Genomic DNA, 16,946 nt, shown 5'->3' with positions numbered 1-16,946 from the left:
TAGCCTTAGCCATAGAGGAATGAAATGATGCAAATTTTCTCATCACAAAATGCACGCGACTTTCCTCAGCAACAGCTGCAGGCAGACTTATTGGTTGCCGGTGGAGGTTTAGCGGGCGTGTGTGCCGCTTTAGCCGCTGCACGCGAGGGGCTGAGCGTGGTGTTGATTCAGGATCGCCCGGTGCTGGGCGGCAACGCCTCCAGTGAGGTACGCCTGTGGGCTAACGGTGCCACTTCTCACATGGGCAATAACAACCGCTGGGCGCGCGAAGGCGGCATCATGGGCGAGATCATGGAGGAGAATCTGTGGCGTAATAAAGAGGGCAATCCCGTGCTGTTTGATCTGGTGCTGCTGGATATTGTGCAGGCACAGCCGGGACTGACCTTACTGCTCAATACTGTGGTTACTGATATCGAAAAATCTGGCCGCCGCCTGCAGGCCGTACAGGCATTTAACGCTATCAACCAGACGCACTATCGGGTTTCGGCCGCGCAGTTTATTGATGCCAGCGGAGATGGCGTCCTGGGCTATCTGGCCGGTGCCGCACATCGTGTCGGCGCAGAATCCGTTGACGAGTTTGGCGAGAAAATGGCGCCAGGCGAAAATTTTGGTCACAAGCTCGGGCATTCGATCTACTTTTACACCAAACGCACCGCACAGCCCGTCCGTTTTGTACCGCCCTCTTTTGCCCTGAAAGAGATCAGCGCTATTCCGCGCTACCAACGCCTGAATGCCACTCTCAACGGATGCGATTTATGGTGGCTGGAATGGGGCGGACGGCTGGATACCGTGCACGAAAGCGAAACCATTAAGTGGGAACTGTGGAAAATTGTCTGGGGCGTGTGGGATTACATCAAAAACGCCGGTGAATTCCCGGATGCCGCTAACCTCACCATTGAATGGGTTGGGCTCATTCCCGGCAAGCGCGAGAGCCGACGTTTTCTTGGCGATACGCTGCTCTGCCAGCAGGACATCATTGAGCAGCGCGATCACTACGATGCCGTGGCGTATGGCGGCTGGTCGATTGATTTGCATCCGGCCGACGGCGTCTATAGCCAACACGAAGGGTGTCGTCAGTTTCACAGCAAAGGCACCTACACCATTCCATTCCGCGCGCTGTACAGCCAATCGCTGGATAATTTGCTGTTAACCGGCCGCCTTATCTCCGCAACACACGTGGCATTTGGCAGCGCACGCGTGATGTGTACCTGCGGCGTACTGGGTGAAGCCGTGGGACGCGCAGCCGCCATCTGTCAGCGGCAACAGCTTACGCCCGCCGAGCTGGCGCAGCCGGATCGGGTGGGAGACTTGCAGCAACAGTTGCTGCGTCAGGGCGCATTTATACCGCGCGTGCCGCTGGCGAATCCCGCCCGAGACGCACAGGTTACGGTCAGCAGTACGCTACAGCTGCGCGCCCTGCCCGCGGATGCAGGATGGCAGCCCATGACATCTCGCTGCGCACTGCTGCTGCCGATAAAAGCAGGCGAACGGTTGCCGGCCATCACCGTGCAACTGCGTGCCGCGCGGGCGCAAACCTTACAGGTGTCGCTGCTCACCAGTGACAACCCCGCCAATACCTGCGGCGATCGCCCGCTCGCCGCGCAACGCATCGAGGTCAACGATCAGGGCGCTTATCGCCTGAATTTTGATTATCTGGCCGATAGCGATCGCTATCTGTTTATCGCTTTTGCAGAGAATCCGGATATTGAGATGGCGCTGACCAGCCAGCGTTTGCCGGGCGTGATGATGGTGTTTAATAGCCTCAACCCTCGCGTAGCAAAACGTACCCGTCAGATTAATGATGGTGATTACGGGGTTGATGAGTTTGATTTTTGGTTGCCGCGTCGCGCGCCGCAGCAAATCCTGCTGGCCTTTGCGCTGGAAGCGCCGCTGCAGCTGTGGCATCGCGATTATTTGCTGAATGGCAAGTTACGTCCGGAACGCCACACAAACTGTTGGGTACCGGCGCTGGACGACGCACATCCCCACGTAAGCTGGCAATGGCGGGAACCGCAGCAGGCGCGCCAACTCACCTTGTTATTTGATAACGATTTCGATCATGCGATGGAGACGGTGCAGATGGGGCATGCGCAGTCGATAACGCCACACTGCACCACGCATTATCGCTTGTGGCTGGATGACACATTACTGGTTGAAGTGCAGGAAAATCACCATTCACTGTGTCATCACCTTGTGCCGCAGGAAATGCGTTTCCGCCAGATCAGGCTGGAACTGCTCGCCAGTGCGGGTTCGCTGCCCGCACTTTACGGCTTACATCTGCATTAGAACGCAGCTATCCCCTGGCGCGCCAGCTGGATGGCGATAAACCACATCACGCCACCAACCAGCAGATTAATAACGCGTTGCGCCCGCACGGTGCGCAATCGTGGTGACAGCCATGCCGCCATCAGTGCCAGGCCAAAGAACCAAATAATTGACGCGCTAACGGTGCCAAAGGCAAACCAGCGGCGTGCGTCCACTGATGGCAACTGACTGCCCAGGCTGCCAAGTACTACAAAAGTATCGAGATAGACGTGCGGATTGAGCCAGGTTACCGCCAATAGTGTGGCGATAATGCGCCAACGTCCCTGCTTCAGCTCGGCTTCAGAAGCCAACGACACATCACCTTGCCATGCACTGCGCAACGCACCCCAGCCATACCACAGTAAAAATGCCACGCCCGCCCAGGTAATGATCATCAGTAAGATGGGTGATTGGTTCAGCAACGCGCTGCCGCCAAAAATTCCACCACAGATCAGCGCAATATCGCTAAGGGTACAGAGCGCAGCGGTCATCAGATGGTAATGGCGCTTAATGCCCTGATTCATCACGAAAGCATTTTGCGGACCTAATGGCAGGATTAGCGCGGCACCAAGGGCAAGCCCTTGTAAATAAACAGATAACACAGTGTCATTCCTGAACAATAAGAAGATGCTGTGCAGTATAGTGAGGTGAGAGTATTAGAGGAAATTGAAAGAATTAATTGCTCATTAGTTTCATTAATAAAAAAGGCACCCGCAGGTGCCTCTTGCTCAATTACTCGGTGCGAGCGGGCAGCTGTTGCTCGCTTTTCACCTGATGCAGATGCACATCCATCTGCGGATAAGGAATACCAATTCCATTCGCATCCAGCGTGCGCTTGAAGTTCTTCATCAGGTCCCAATAGACGTTTTGCAGATCGCTGCTTTTGCTCCAGCAACGCACGACAAAGTTGAGCGAGGAGGCCGCCAGTTCGTTCAGGCCAATCTGGATACCGAGATCTTTTAAGACGCGCTCATCCGCTTCCACCACTTCCTGTAACAGTGCAATGACCTGATCAACATCCGCATCGTAGGCCACGCCAATGATGAATTCATTACGACGAATCGGTTCACGTGAATAGTTAATGATGTTGCCGGCAATGATTTTACCGTTTGGCACCACCACAATTTTGCCATCGGCGCTTTTCAGGGTCGTAGAGAAAATCTGTACGTTCTGCACGGTACCCATCACACCACCAAGATCAACAAACTCACCGGTTTTGAACGGACGGAAGGTCACCAGCAGCACGCCGGCAGCAAGATTCGACAGCGACCCTTGCAATGCTAAACCCACGGCCAAACCAGCGGCACCCAGCACGGCGATCACCGAGGCGGTTTGCACGCCAACGCGACCCAATGCAGCAATAATGGTGAACGCGATAACGCCGTATCGCACCATCGCCGAGAGGAAATCAGCCACGGTGGCATCAATATGACGCGCCAGCAGCACGCGGTTAATGGCATTTGAAATAATGCGTGCGATGAACATACCAATGATGATGGTAACGATCGCCGCCACAATATTGACCGCATAGCTAAGGATCAGTGCCTGATTACGTACCAGCCATCCACCGGCACTGTTAATGCCATTAACGACATTTAAGTCTTCCATTTGTTAGCCCTGTTATTGAGTTTCCCGCGGGAAAATGCAAAAAACTGCCAGATTGACTCCGACACTCCGATTACAAGGTTAAACAAAAATAGGGCGAAGCGCCAAAAATGGCCTGAATTCGTGGGATTTTCCAGACGAGACGCATAAAAAAAGGCCCTTTCGGGCCTTTTTTGTACTGTAAGGAATAATTACAGAACGTCGACAGCGTTAAGTTCTTTGAATGCTTGTTCCAGACGAACAACCATTGATGCCTGCGCTGAACGCAGCCAAACGCGTGGATCGTAGTATTTCTTGTTCGGGCTATCAGCGCCGTTCGGGTTACCCAGCTGGCCTTGCAGATAGGCTTCGTTCTTTTTGTAGTACTGCAGGATACCGTCCCAAGTTGCCCACTGGGTGTCGGTATCGATGTTCATTTTGATTACGCCGTAACCGATTGATTCTTCGATTTCTGCCGCAGAAGAACCTGAACCACCGTGGAACACGAAGTTAAGCGCGTTGTGCGGCAGATTATGTTTCTTGGTTACGTATTCCTGAGAATCACGCAGGATGGTTGGGGTCAGTTTCACATTGCCTGGCTTGTACACGCCGTGCACGTTACCGAAGGAAGCCGCGATAGTGAAACGTGGGCTGATTTTGTTCAGCTCGGTGTAGGCGTAATCAACGTCTTCTGGCTGGGTGTACAGGGCAGAAGCGTCCATGTGGCTGTTGTCCACGCCGTCTTCTTCGCCACCGGTGCAACCCAGTTCGATTTCCAGGGTCATATCCAGCTTAGCCATACGCGCCAGATACTTAGAGGAGATCTCGATGTTCTCTTCCAGTGACTCTTCAGACAGATCAATCATGTGCGAGGAGAACAGTGGCTTACCGGTTTTCTTGAAGTGCTCTTCGCCAGCGTCCAGCAGACCATCGATCCACGGCAGCAGTTTCTTCGCGCAGTGGTCGGTGTGCAGGATAACTGGCACGCCGTATTTTTCAGCCATCAGATGCACATGATAGGCACCCGCAATAGCACCAGCGATTGCCGCGCCTTGTGGCTCATCAGTTTTAAAACCTTTACCGGCGATGAAGGCAGCACCACCATTGGAGAACTGAACGATGACCGGCGCTTTCACTTTGGCCGCAGCTTCCAGTACCGCGTTGATGGAATCCGTGCCAACGCAGTTAACTGCAGGCAGAGCGAATTTGTTTTCTTTCGCTACTTGGAAAATTTTCTGAACGTCGTCACCAGTGACAACGCCGGGTTTTACGAAATCAAAAATTTTAGACATGGTTGTGTCCCGTTTCGTTACCGTTCATCCCCGAAGGGATTGCGATTTGATTGCCCAAAAAGGGCTAGCCTTCAGGCGACGCCGAAGCGCCGCCCCCAAAGAGTTACTGCTTCGCGCGCTCTTCCAGCATAGCAACTGCTGGCAGTTTTTTGCCTTCCACGAACTCGAGGAATGCGCCGCCGCCGGTAGAGATATAGGAGATCTTATCTTCGATACCGAACAGGTCGATAGCGGCCAGCGTATCGCCGCCACCGGCAACAGAGAATGCATTGCTATCAGCGATGGCGTTGGCCACGATCTCGGTACCTTTACGGAAGTTAGGGAATTCGAACACGCCAACCGGACCGTTCCACAGGATGGTTTTCGCGTCTTTCAGGATCGCAGCCATCGCGTTCGCAGTTTCGTCGCCGAAGTCCATAATCTCTTCGTTATCCGCAACTTCGGTAACCTTTTTCACGGTTGCCGGTGCAGTTTCAGAGAATTCCGTGCCTACGCGGGAATCAGTAGGAACCGGGATGCCGTGCTCGTCACGCAGCTTTTTCGCCGCTTCAACGAAGTCTGGCTCGTACAGTGACTTGCCCACTTTATTGTCGATGGCAACGAAGGTATTCGCGATACCACCGCCCACGATCACGGTGTCGGCGATCTTAACCAGCGACTGCAGCACGTCAAATTTGGTAGAAACTTTAGAACCGCCTACCACAGCAACCAGCGGACGCTCTGGATTGCTCATCACTTTACCCAATGCTTCCAGCTCAGCAGACAGCAGCGGACCGGCACAAGCGATAGGCGCGAACTTGCCCACGCCGTGGGTAGAAGCCTGCGCACGGTGCGCAGTACCGAACGCATCCATAACGAAGACGTCGCACAGCGCGGCATATTTCTTCGACAAAGTTTCTTCGTCTTTTTTCTCGCCTTTGTTAAAGCGTACGTTTTCCAGCACCACCAGCTCACCCGCGCCAACTTCTACGCCTTCGAGATAGTCTTTCGCCAGGGTTACGTTGGTGCTGTTCAGTTTTTCTTTCAGGTAGTTAACAACCGGCAGCAGGGAGAACTCTTCGTTGTATTCACCTTCAGTCGGACGACCTAGGTGAGAGGTAACCATCACTTTCGCGCCCTGTTTCAACGCCGCTTCGATGGTAGGCAGAGAAGCACGAATACGTGCATCTGACGTCACTTTCCCTTCTTTCACTGGCACGTTGAGATCGGCACGGATCAGAACGCGTTTACCAGCAAGATCCAGATCGGTCATCTTAATTACAGACATGGTGAACCCTCTCGTTGATTCTCATAAGTTTTGCCAGACGCAGTCCGCGTCTTACCTGAAACCGCTTGCGGCCATTGCTAACGTCGTGTCGATCATGCGGTTAGCAAAGCCCCACTCGTTGTCACACCAAACCAGCGTTTTGATAAGGTGATGACCACTAACCCGCGTTTGCGTGCCATCAACGATGGCACTGTGCGGATCATGGTTAAAATCTACTGAGACTAACGGTAATTCCGTATAGTCAACTATACCACGAAACGCCCCTTCTGACGCGTTTTGCAGCAACGCGTTGACCTCACACGCCTTCACCGCCTCGCGCACAGACACGCTTAAATCAATGGCTGTCACGTTGATGGTGGGTACGCGCACCGCAATAGCCTCGAAGCGATCGTTAAATTTCGGAAAAATACGGGTAATGCCAGCAGCAAGACGCGTATCCACCGGAATGATCGATTGACTGGCGGCGCGGGTACGGCGCAGATCGCTGTGATAGGCGTCAATCACCTGCTGATCGTGCATCGCTGAGTGAATGGTGGTTACGGTGCCCGACTCAATGCCAAACGCGTCATCCAACAATTTGATCACCGGAATAATACAGTTGGTGGTACAGGATGCGTTGGAGACGATGCGGTCAGTTTGTTTAAGAGCTTGTTCGTTTACACCGAACACCACGGTGGCATCAAGATCGTTACCGCCAGGATGCGAGAACAACACTTTCTTCGCGCCCGCCAGCAAATGTGCCTCGCCATCGGCGCGGCTACCGTAAACGCCGGTGCAATCCAGCACGATATCCACATTCAATTCTCGCCACGGCAGCACCTCTATTTCGGCCTGATGCAGGATGCGGATGGTGTCCTCGCCAACAAACAGTTGGTCGCGCTCCTGGCGCACATCAAAGGCAAAACGTCCATGGCTGGTATCGTACTTCAGCAGATGCGCCATGCCGGCGGCGTCCGCCAGTTCGTTAATGGCGACCACGGTGATTTCAGCCCGGCGGCCGGTTTCATACAGAGCGCGCAACACGTTACGCCCGATACGACCAAAACCATTTATTGCTACGCGAACGGTCATCTCTACCTTCAACAACACCCGAAAAAACGTGCCGATTAGCCTGAGCGTTTCACACCGTTTTGTACAGGGAATTATTGTCTGTCAGCAGAGGCAAAATGTAGAAACTCGCTCACGACTGAAACGGTTCAGCTAGAGTAATGCAACAGAGGAATAACGGGAATGATTGCGATCAATTGAGTGGCAGAATATTGGATCTACGTCACAAATTTTGCATGAAAAAATTATTACTGCAGGAATAATTGAACCGTTTCAGGTTAGAGGTAGGAGATGTGGTACAGATGCGCGCGATGAATCGCGCCGCTACAGGCGGTGCATAACCGGTAGCGGCGCAATTTATTACGCAAAATTACAGAATCGATTTCGCCGTCTTAACTACGTTCTCAACGGTGAAGCCAAACTCTTTGAACAGCTGATCCGCCGGCGCTGACTCACCGAAGGTGGTCATACCGACGATTGCGCCGTTCAGGCCGGTGTATTTGAACCAGTAATCGGCGATGCCCGCTTCGATTGCCACGCGTGCGGCAACGGCTTTCGGCAGCACGGATTCACGGTACGCCGCATCCTGCTTATCGAAGACGTCGGTAGACGGCATAGAGACCACGCGCACCTTACGGCCTTCGGCCGTCAGCTGCTCATACGCCGCCACCGCCAGCTCCACTTCGGAACCGGTAGCGATCAGGATCAGCTCAGGCGTTCCCTGGCTGTCTTTCAGCACGTAACCGCCGCGCGCCACATTAGCCAGCTGCTCAGCGCTGCGATCCTGCTGTGCCAGGTTCTGACGCGAGAAGATCAGCGCCGATGGACCGTCAACGCGCTCGATGGCGTACTTCCACGCCACTGCAGATTCAACCTGGTCGCACGGGCGCCACAGGCTCATGTTTGGCGTCACGCGCAGGCTGGCCATCTGCTCAACCGGCTGGTGCGTAGGGCCATCTTCGCCCAGGCCAATCGAGTCATGCGTGTAGACCATGATCTGACGGATTTTCATCAGCGCGGCCATACGTGCGGCGTTACGCGCGTACTCAACGAACATCAGGAAGGTGGCGGTGTACGGCAGGAAGCCGCCGTGCAGCGCAATACCGTTGGCGATAGCGGTCATACCGAATTCGCGCACGCCGTAGTGAATATAGTTGCCCGCCGCGTCTTCATTGATCGGCTTAGAACCCGACCACATGGTGAGGTTGCTTGGCGCCAGGTCAGCGGAGCCGCCCAGGTATTCCGGCAGGATTTTACCAAATGCTTCAATGGCATTCTGCGAGGCTTTACGGCTGGCGATTTTCGCCGGGTTGGCCTGCAGCTGCTCAATGAATTTCTGCGACTCGCTGGCCCAGTTAGCTGGCAATTCGTTGTTCACGCGACGCTTGAACTCAGCAGCCAGCTCCGGATGCGCGGCAGCGTAGGCAGCAAACTTCTTATCCCACGCAGACTCTTTCGCCTGGCCGGCTTCTTTAGCATCCCACTGCGCGTAAATGTCTGAAGGGATTTCGAACGGACCGTGGTTCCAGCCCAGCTGCTTGCGGGTCAGCGCGATTTCATCGGCACCCAGCGGCGCGCCGTGCGAGTCGTGCGTGCCGGCTTTGTTCGGCGAACCGAAGCCGATCACGGTTTTGCACATCAGCAGCGAAGGTTTATCGGAAACCGCTTTGGCTTCTTCCACCGCTTTCTTAATCGCGTCAGCGTCGTGACCGTCCACGCCGCGCACTACGTGCCAGCCGTAGGCTTCGAAGCGTTTCGCGGTGTCGTCCGTGAACCAGCCATCCACGTGGCCGTCGATAGAGATGCCGTTGTCATCATAGAAGGCAACCAGTTTGCCCAGCTTCAGGGTACCGGCGATGGAGCACACTTCGTGAGAAATGCCTTCCATCATGCAGCCGTCGCCCATAAACACGTAGGTGTTATGGTCTACGATGTCATGACCGGGACGGTTGAACTGTGCCGCCAGCGTGCGCTCGGCAATGGCAAAACCGACTGCGTTTGCAATGCCCTGACCCAGCGGGCCGGTGGTGGTTTCCACGCCAGCGGTGTAGCCGTATTCCGGATGACCTGGAGTTTTAGAATGCAGCTGACGGAAGTTCTGCAGTTCGCTCATTGGCAGGTTGTAGCCAGTGAGATGCAGCAGGCTGTAAATCAGCATTGAGCCGTGACCGTTAGACAGCACGAAGCGGTCGCGATCTGCCCACAGCGGGTTAGTAGGGTTATGGTTCAGGAAGTCACGCCACAGCACTTCGGCGATGTCCGCCATGCCCATTGGGGCACCCGGATGTCCCGAATTGGCTTTCTGTACTGCATCCATACTTAACGCGCGAATGGCGTTGGCAAGCTCTTTACGAGAGGGCATCTTCTACTCCAGGTCGGATTAATGCTCCGCCACGCTTAACTTATTGTAATTAATCAGTTATAAGGCGAAGCGAGAAAAAAGTCGCACATCAATGTACATGAAAATCAGGGCAAAAGTACATGCATCGGGGTGCTAAATCACGGCGATTCGGTTGCATTTCCAGCCTTGTCTGCTAGCAAGTGAACAACTTGCGAGCTATAACCAAAGCGTTTAAACGCCTGTGTCTGTTTCAGGTGTTTGTTTTCTTTACCTTGTTACTCAAAGGATGATGATATGAAAATGAGAGCCACCGTTCTCGCTCTGGGCATGGCTTCGCTATTAAGCGGTTGCCAGGGATTCGATAACAACGCGCTGCTGCAATCTGGCGCACAGGCCTATCAGGCCTATACGTTGAACGATTCACAGGTGAAGGCGTTAAGCGATCAATCCTGTGCGCAGATGGATAAAGACAACCAACTGGCCCCCGCTAACAGTGAATATCAGCAGCGACTGAACAAAATCGCTGCCGCGCTGGGCGACAACATCAACGGCGTGCCGGCCAACTACAAGGTGTACCTCACCAAAGACGTCAATGCCTGGGCGATGGCGAACGGTTGCATCCGCGTCTACAGCGGGTTGATGGATATGATGACCGACAACGAAGTGGAAGGCGTACTCGGCCATGAAATGGGCCACGTGGCGCTTGGCCATACGCGCAAAGCGATGCAGGTTGCGCTCACCACCACGGCAACGCGCAGCGCGGCGGCATCGGTTGGCGGCGTGATTGGCTCGCTATCGCAGTCGGAACTGGGTGAAATGGGTGAGAAATTAGTGAATGCACAATTCTCGCAAACCCAGGAGTCTCAAGCTGATGATTACTCTTACGATTTGCTGAAAAAGCGTGGCATTAATCCACTCGGCTTAGCAACCAGTTTTGAGAAACTGTCGAAGCTGGAACAGGGTCATCAGAGCACAATGTTTGATTCGCATCCTGATTCTGCAGCCCGCGCGCAACATATTCGTGACCGGATTGCATCGGGTAAGTAATGTGCATAAAAAAGGAGCGCATCAAAGCGCTCCTTAACACGTAGGGTTGGCATTCATGCCAACCAGGCAAAACTCAGCGCTTAAACAAGCCGTCCACCATCGCGCCCAAATCCTGCGTACTGGACGTATCGATGTGTCCCTGCGGCGACAGCTTATCAATTACCTGCGGCAGCAGCGCCGCCAGCGTGCCGGATGCACCATTCACATCGGTACCCAGCTTATCCGCCAGCGACTGCAACTGATCCTGGCCGAGCGCATTTTGAATCTCGCCGCTATTAACCGGTTGATTGTTACCGCTGCCAATCCAGGTATTCAGCACCTGCCCCAGGCCGCCCTGCTGGAACTTTTGCAGCAACACTTCAACGCCGCCCTGCTCCTGCACCCAGTTCCAGATAGCCATAAGCTGCTGGAGCTGATTGCCCTGCCCGCTTCCGTTGTTATTTCTCAGCGATCCAACTAAATCATCAAGTAAGCCCATCGTTGCCTCCGCAGATTAATTGACTGCCAGTAAGTGTAGCCGCAAGCGCAAGGATTAACCTTTATTCGCCGCCTGTACGTGCAGCATATCGAGTGCCAACGTCGCCGCCGCCAGCGAAGTCAGATCCGCGTGATCGTAGCCCGGCGCCACTTCCACCAGATCCATACCGACAATATTCATGCCCTGCAAACCACGAATCAGCTTGGTAGCTTTGTCGCTGGTCAGGCCGCCAATCACTGGCGTACCGGTGCCCGGCGCGTGTGCAGGATCGAGGCAATCGATATCAAAAGTCAGATACACCGGCAGATCGCCAACGGTGCGCTTCACTTCCGCCAGAATATCGTCAACGCTGCGATCGTTGACCTGCGCCGCATCCAGCACGTTAAAACCGAGGCTCTTATCGAACTCAGTACGGATACCAATTTGCACAGAGTGCTGTGGATCGATCAGGCCCTCTTTCGGCGCGGTGAAGAACATAGTGCCGTGATCGAAGGTTGGACCGTTGGAATAGGTATCGGTATGCGCATCAAAGTGCACCAGCGCCATTTTGCCAAAGTGCTTAGCGTGCGCGCGCAGCAGCGGCAGCGTCACGTAATGATCACCACCGAAGGTCAGCATGCGCTTGCCGTTCGCCAGCAGCTTCTCAGCGTGCGCCTGCAGTTTATCTGACAGATCCTGCGAATCGCCGAAGGCATAAACCAGATCGCCGCAATCGACGACATTCAGACGCTGACGCAAATCGAAATCCCACGGCCAGCGGCAGCCTTCCCATGCCAGGTTGGTGGAGATCTGACGGATGGCGCCGGGTCCTAAACGGCTGCCCGGACGGCCTGATGTTGCCGCATCGAAAGGTACACCGGTGATCACCCACTCGGCGTCGCTGTCGTAAGGCTGGAAGTTAACCGGGAAACGCATGAAACCAAAGGCGTTGGAAACCAGGGAATTATCGTACTGATTGCCCAGGGTGTTATACATAAATCGTCCTCTTCCTTATAAAGGCTAGGTTTAATACCCTCAATACTTCATGTTGCAGGACGGCGGCAAACGAGCGAATCCCGATGAACTTACTTAGGTAAGTGATTGGGATGAACGAGAGCAGCCAACGCGCCTACAGCATGAAGTATGGCGGATATAGATGAAAAAAATCCCCTCCGCGTCGTTAGCCCGACGAGGAAGGGATGTGTTAAGCGCGATTATCGCGAAGATTGCCTCGCCCTGCAATCGACGCTTGCAACGCCGATTAACAAAATAGCCACTAAGAAATATTGATAATGGACAAGATAATTTCAATTAATTTAATTATCCGTCATCTTAAACCGGACTATAGACGTATTTTCATTTAGCAGCTTCAATTAGCCGATAAACGTGCATTTTCGGGCGCGCGAATGATAATTCCTGAAGATGCTGATTAAATAATCAAGCTTCATTTCAGCAAGTTACTCCTCTCTACTTAAAATCCCTTTTCCGCACGCGCTCCTCTAGTTACCGAAATGCTTACAACTCTGTCAGCTCTTACGCAAATTCAATAATTTTAAGACACGTATAATACGGCTGTTTTTTGAGCATGGAGCCCATCTCAGAAAATAGCTTTATCTAATGAACTTGAAATGTTCCAGTGCACAGGTAGCTGTAAAGCCTGGGGCGGTAGCGTACCAATTTCCACCCCACTCTATTGGGGGCGCTTAGTTAAAAAATGATTCGAGGCGCATAAGGCTAATGTGCACCCACTCTTTTTTACTCATGATGTCGATTATCATTTTCTCTTCTAAGCCTTTTTTCAAATGCGGTTAATTACTTCTTTTCATTACTCATCATGAATATTTTGTTCATGCCATGCCGCATTGGTTTTTCAATATTTACACGTCAGGTTTTAAGTACATGGAAACTATTTGCAAATGAACAAAACTATTCGCTTTATGGTGATGCTGCTCGCTCTGCCTCTTGCTGGCTGCGCCTATTCGCCCAAGCAGGTCGATGCATCACGTCCGCTGGTCAATAAGTCCGATGTCACTCATCTCCAGGCTATGCCGGAAAATCTCCAGCAATCACTGAATACGCTGCCGCAGGGAGCTGCCCTGAGCGCCAATGGCGCCACCTTTACGTTAGGCCAGCGTTATGTTTCCGCCCTCGGACAGGATTGCGTTGAGTTGTTAGTCAACAGTAACCGCAATCAGTCCCAACGTACCGCGTGTAAGAGCGCTGATCGCTGGTATCTGATCCCACAACTGGAACAGGCGTCTGTCAGAAACCTGATCGCTGAGTAATAAATCGATGATAAATGTTGTGAAAAAAACCAAGTTTCGTCAATTAACCGCCCTGCTGCTGCTAATGTGCGCCGCTTGCAGCTCCTTTGTAACGCACGCTGCCGACACGTCGGATCAGGTACCCACGTTTGGCATGAATGCCCCCGCTAATGCAGCCGACAGCGGGCGTACACAGCTCGGCGGCCAGGCTACGTTGGGTGGCCAGACTAATGCTGTACCGGGAGCCGGTACGTTTGCTCAGCAAAACCGTCAGGGCATGCTATTACCGGGTGAAACAGACGTAAGAAAACTTCTGCCACAATCTGAATCAGGCTTGCCGCCACCTTATGGTGCAAACTTGTTTGCCGGTGGTTATGAAACCGAGCGCAGCGACGGATTGAATGACAATTATCTCATCGCGCCAGGAGATAAACTGAATATATGGATTTGGGGCGCAGTGAACTTCTCCAATGTCGTCACGGTTGATAACCAGGGGAATATTTTCATTCCTGATGTCGGCCCAATTAATGTGCAGAACGTGGCGGCCAGCAAAGTTAATAATTTGGTCAGTAGCCATATTAGCGATGTTTTCACCAATAATATTAGCGTTTACGTCAATTTATTAACAGCCACCCCAGTCAGCGTATTTGTTACTGGTCCAGTGATCCGTCCTGGGCAATATGCAGGACAATCATCGGACAGCGTTCTTTATTACCTGAAACGCGCCGGTGGTATTGATCCCGATCGTGGGAGCTATCGTCAGATTAAAGTCATCCGTCATAACCGGGTTATTCGCCAGATAGATCTCTACGAGTTTATGCAGCAAGGTAAGATGCCTAAACTTTCGCTGAAAGATCAGGACGTCATCCTCGTGGAACCGCAAGGTCCGATGATCAATGTCGCGGGGAAAGTGCGTAATCCCTTCCGTTTTGAGTTGAAGGAAAATGACACGCTGGGCTCGGAGCTCATCGACTATGCGCTCCCTCTGGCAAAAGTCAGTCACGTGGGTGTTATTGGTACCCGCTCTTCCGGACCTTTCTCGGTATATCTTCCATACAAAGATTTTGCTCACATCCAGCTTAACGACGGTGACAAAGTCCTGTTTAACGATGATATGCATGCCCAGGTTTACGATGTGCAGGTTTCGGGCAGTTATCAGGGGCCTTCTTTCTTCACCGTGCGCAGAGAAACCCGACTACATGACCTTCTAAATCACATTCCGATTGATCCTAACCTGGCAGATTACGGCTCCATTTATGTCATGCGTAAAAGCGTGGCGGCGCGGCAAAAAGAGATGCTGGATGAGTCGCTGAACCGCCTGGAACGCAGCGTATTTACGGCTCCTGCCAGCTCGGATGGAGAAGCCTCTATTCGCGCCAAAGAAGCTGAACTGGTGATGAAGTTTGTGGAGAAAGCACGCAAAGTTCAGCCATTAGGTAAAGTGGTGGTCGCCGATAAAGGTGTGATTGCCAATATCCAGCTGGAGCAAGGCGATCAGATTGTTATCCCGTATAAAACTGACCTGATTCAGGTGGGTGGCGAAGTTATGGTGCCGCAGGCCGTGGTCTTTAACCCACATGCCAGCCTCGATGACTATGTAGCCTGGGCAGGTGGCTTTACTGAGCGCGCCAATGACCAACGTATTGCGGTTATTCATGCCAACGGGCTAATGGAGTTTATGGGCAAAGGCGATGTGATGCCGGGCGATCAGATTCTGGTCATGCCGAAAGTTGATAGCAAAACCCTGCAGTCAATCAAGGACATTACCCAAATCATCTATCAAGTTGCCGTGGCTTCGAACGTTATCCTGAGATAATCCCCAAGGTAGCCTCGCCTGCAGGTGAGGCTACCATAAGGTCATAATTTTCTATGTTTAAACCCGTTCTTAACCAAATACCGCGCAGCTCGTTTCAGGTGCTACGCGATGTCACCTTTGGCCTGCTTATCCGTGAATTGAAAACCCGCTTTGGCAGCTACCGACTAGGGTATGCGTGGGCCTTATTGGATCCATTGCTGATGATTAGCGTATTTAGCCTGATTTTTGGCATGCGCGGACAAAGTGGGTTTGGCGGGGCACCTGCACCACTATTTATAACCGCCAGTTATTTACCCTTTTTGTTTTTCCGAAATGTGGTGAGTAAACTGCAATTGGCAGTCAGTGCAAATAAAGCTCTGTTTTGTTATCGACAGGTCACTCCGTTCTCCACTTTTGTTGCTCGCTTTATTCTCGAAGCCATTATTGGCCTGTTTGTGGGCTGCGTACTGGTATTGGGATTATTATGGTTTGGTTTTGATGCTATTCCGCACGATCCTTTGCAGGTCATTCTTATCTATTTCTTACTGATGATTTTTTCATTTTCACTCGGTATAAATTTCTGTGTTCTAAGTAATTTATTTAAAGAAGCAGATAAGTTTCTCAGCCTGATGATGATGCCGCTGATGTTTATCTCTTGCGTTATGTATCCCCTTGCAACCGTACCACCGCAGTTTCAGCACTGGTTTATTTGGAACCCGCTGGTACATGCCATTGAGTTGATACGCTGCGGCTGGATAACGGGCTATGCCAGCCCTGACGTCAGCTGGAGCTACCTAATCAGCTTAACGTTAGTGCTACTGACATTTGCCATGAGTTGCTATCGCCTGAGCCATCGTCGACTGCTCGCCAGCTAGGGCTTAATAAGATGATTATTCTTGATAACGTAACGAAGTATTATCCCACCAAATTTGGCCGCAACTATATATTACGTGACGTGAGCCTGACATTACCGCGCAATCGCAATATTGGTATTTTAGGATCGAACGGAGCAGGAAAATCCACCCTGCTGCGCCTGCTGGGCGGGATGGATATGCCCAATAAAGGAAAGCTAACGCGTCACTGTCGTGTTTCCTGGCCACTCGCTCTTGGCGGTGGTTTTCAGGGCAGTATGACCGGACGAGAAAATACCCGCTTTGTCTGCCGTATCCATGGTGTCCGCGACACACAGGCTATTGAAGAGTGGGTGAAAGAGTTCTCAGAAATCGGCCAGCATTTTGAATTGCCGATTAAAGCCTATTCCAGTGGTATGAAATCAAAATTCGCATTTGCCATGAGCATGGCCTTTGATTTTGACATCTATCTGACTGACGAGATTACCTCAGTGGGCGATGCCCGCTTTAAACAGAAGTGCATTGACGTTTTCACAGAAAAACGCCAAACCGCAAACCTGATTATGGTCACACACGATATAAAGAACTTACGCCAGCAATGCGACATGGGAATAGTGCTGCGTAATAACACTCTTGAGATGTTTGACGATATTGAAGACGCCATTCGTATTTATCAAAATTTATAACAAGCCAATAA

General features: G+C 52.3%; 14 protein-coding genes. 6 read left to right on the top strand and 8 right to left on the bottom strand.

What is annotated here, in order from left to right; translation table 11 throughout:
* The first annotated feature begins 27 nt into the window (after nt 1–27).
* Nucleotides 28–2,286 (top strand): FAD-dependent oxidoreductase, encoded by a 2,259-nt coding sequence (locus CRO19_RS12760; protein ID WP_097096138.1) that lies wholly within the window; start codon nt 28–30, stop codon nt 2,284–2,286.
* Here CRO19_RS12760 and argO read toward each other — a convergent pair.
* The 6 genes from argO to tkt all read right to left on the bottom strand — a co-directional run bounded on the left by argO (nt 2,283) and on the right by tkt (nt 9,856).
* Nucleotides 2,283–2,906, bottom strand: coding sequence for an arginine exporter ArgO (gene argO, locus CRO19_RS12755; RefSeq protein WP_097096137.1), 624 nt, complete (start codon nt 2,904–2,906; stop codon nt 2,283–2,285). The genes CRO19_RS12760 and argO overlap by 4 nt on opposite strands.
* Nucleotides 2,907–3,036: 130 nt before the next feature.
* Nucleotides 3,037–3,912 (bottom strand): small-conductance mechanosensitive channel MscS, encoded by an 876-nt coding sequence (gene mscS / locus CRO19_RS12750; protein WP_097096136.1) that lies wholly within the window; start codon nt 3,910–3,912, stop codon nt 3,037–3,039.
* A gap of 188 nt (nt 3,913–4,100) precedes the next feature.
* Nucleotides 4,101–5,180, bottom strand: a complete 1,080-nt coding sequence (gene fbaA / locus CRO19_RS12745; protein ID WP_097096135.1) for a class II fructose-bisphosphate aldolase — start codon at nt 5,178–5,180, stop codon at nt 4,101–4,103.
* A 103-nt stretch (nt 5,181–5,283) separates the two neighbouring features.
* Complete coding sequence (gene pgk / locus CRO19_RS12740) at nt 5,284–6,447, bottom strand: phosphoglycerate kinase (RefSeq protein WP_097096134.1); 1,164 nt, start codon at nt 6,445–6,447, stop codon at nt 5,284–5,286.
* A 51-nt stretch (nt 6,448–6,498) separates the two neighbouring features.
* Entirely contained in the window at nt 6,499–7,518 is a 1,020-nt protein-coding gene (epd, locus tag CRO19_RS12735; RefSeq protein WP_097096133.1) for an erythrose-4-phosphate dehydrogenase, read from the bottom strand.
* Nucleotides 7,519–7,864: 346 nt separating this feature from the next.
* Nucleotides 7,865–9,856: a transketolase gene (tkt, locus tag CRO19_RS12730; protein WP_097096132.1), complete on the bottom strand. Its 1,992-nt coding sequence runs from the start codon at nt 9,854–9,856 to the stop codon at nt 7,865–7,867.
* Between the two features lie 273 nt (nt 9,857–10,129).
* On the opposite strand from tkt, the gene loiP reads away from it, so the two are divergent.
* Nucleotides 10,130–10,882 carry a metalloprotease LoiP gene (gene loiP, locus CRO19_RS12725; protein WP_097096131.1) on the top strand — a complete coding sequence of 251 codons (753 nt, stop codon included), beginning with the start codon at nt 10,130–10,132 and terminating at the stop codon, nt 10,880–10,882.
* A gap of 73 nt (nt 10,883–10,955) precedes the next feature.
* Here loiP and CRO19_RS12720 read toward each other — a convergent pair whose 3' ends face one another.
* The gene (locus CRO19_RS12720; protein WP_097096130.1) at nt 10,956–11,360 is read right to left on the bottom strand and encodes a YidB family protein; all 405 of its coding nucleotides are present in this window, start codon (nt 11,358–11,360) and stop codon (nt 10,956–10,958) included.
* 54 nt (nt 11,361–11,414) lie between these two features.
* The gene (speB, locus tag CRO19_RS12715) at nt 11,415–12,335 is read right to left on the bottom strand and encodes an agmatinase (RefSeq protein WP_097096129.1); all 921 of its coding nucleotides are present in this window, start codon (nt 12,333–12,335) and stop codon (nt 11,415–11,417) included.
* Between the two features lie 920 nt (nt 12,336–13,255).
* On the opposite strand from speB, the gene CRO19_RS12710 reads away from it, so the two are divergent.
* The 4 genes from CRO19_RS12710 to CRO19_RS12695 are packed head-to-tail and all read left to right on the top strand — an operon-like array spanning nt 13,256 to nt 16,935.
* Nucleotides 13,256–13,624 carry a hypothetical protein gene (locus CRO19_RS12710; protein WP_097096128.1) on the top strand — a complete coding sequence of 123 codons (369 nt, stop codon included), beginning with the start codon at nt 13,256–13,258 and terminating at the stop codon, nt 13,622–13,624.
* A gap of 19 nt (nt 13,625–13,643) precedes the next feature.
* Nucleotides 13,644–15,419, top strand: coding sequence for a polysaccharide biosynthesis/export family protein (locus tag CRO19_RS12705; protein ID WP_320204481.1), 1,776 nt, complete (start codon nt 13,644–13,646; stop codon nt 15,417–15,419).
* Between the two features lie 53 nt (nt 15,420–15,472).
* Nucleotides 15,473–16,273 carry an ABC transporter permease gene (locus tag CRO19_RS12700; protein ID WP_097096127.1) on the top strand — a complete coding sequence of 267 codons (801 nt, stop codon included), beginning with the start codon at nt 15,473–15,475 and terminating at the stop codon, nt 16,271–16,273.
* Between the two features lie 11 nt (nt 16,274–16,284).
* Nucleotides 16,285–16,935, top strand: coding sequence for an ABC transporter ATP-binding protein (locus CRO19_RS12695; protein ID WP_097096126.1), 651 nt, complete (start codon nt 16,285–16,287; stop codon nt 16,933–16,935).
* Nucleotides 16,936–16,946 lie beyond the last annotated feature (11 nt).

Origin of the sequence: Candidatus Pantoea floridensis, from assembly GCF_900215435.1 — a bacterium.
In the GTDB taxonomy this organism is placed as follows: Bacteria; Pseudomonadota; Gammaproteobacteria; order Enterobacterales; family Enterobacteriaceae; genus Pantoea; species Pantoea floridensis.
The sequence above is the reverse complement of the archived record's forward strand: the minus strand, read 5'-3'. Positions and strand labels throughout refer to the sequence as shown.

What these genes read in the sequence shown, in the direction of transcription:
- CRO19_RS12760 (WP_097096138.1), top strand. Translation starts at nt 28, where the DNA reads ATGCAAATTTTCTCATCACAAAATGCACGCGACTTTCCTCAGCAACAG.
- mscS (WP_097096136.1), bottom strand. Translation starts at nt 3,912, where the DNA reads ATGGAAGACTTAAATGTCGTTAATGGCATTAACAGTGCCGGTGGATGG.
- fbaA (WP_097096135.1), bottom strand. Translation starts at nt 5,180, where the DNA reads ATGTCTAAAATTTTTGATTTCGTAAAACCCGGCGTTGTCACTGGTGAC.
- pgk (WP_097096134.1), bottom strand. Translation starts at nt 6,447, where the DNA reads ATGTCTGTAATTAAGATGACCGATCTGGATCTTGCTGGTAAACGCGTT.
- epd (WP_097096133.1), bottom strand. Translation starts at nt 7,518, where the DNA reads ATGACCGTTCGCGTAGCAATAAATGGTTTTGGTCGTATCGGGCGTAAC.
- tkt (WP_097096132.1), bottom strand. Translation starts at nt 9,856, where the DNA reads ATGCCCTCTCGTAAAGAGCTTGCCAACGCCATTCGCGCGTTAAGTATG.
- loiP (WP_097096131.1), top strand. Translation starts at nt 10,130, where the DNA reads ATGAAAATGAGAGCCACCGTTCTCGCTCTGGGCATGGCTTCGCTATTA.
- CRO19_RS12720 (WP_097096130.1), bottom strand. Translation starts at nt 11,360, where the DNA reads ATGGGCTTACTTGATGATTTAGTTGGATCGCTGAGAAATAACAACGGA.
- speB (WP_097096129.1), bottom strand. Translation starts at nt 12,335, where the DNA reads ATGTATAACACCCTGGGCAATCAGTACGATAATTCCCTGGTTTCCAAC.
- CRO19_RS12710 (WP_097096128.1), top strand. Translation starts at nt 13,256, where the DNA reads ATGAACAAAACTATTCGCTTTATGGTGATGCTGCTCGCTCTGCCTCTT.
- CRO19_RS12700 (WP_097096127.1), top strand. Translation starts at nt 15,473, where the DNA reads ATGTTTAAACCCGTTCTTAACCAAATACCGCGCAGCTCGTTTCAGGTG.
- CRO19_RS12695 (WP_097096126.1), top strand. Translation starts at nt 16,285, where the DNA reads ATGATTATTCTTGATAACGTAACGAAGTATTATCCCACCAAATTTGGC.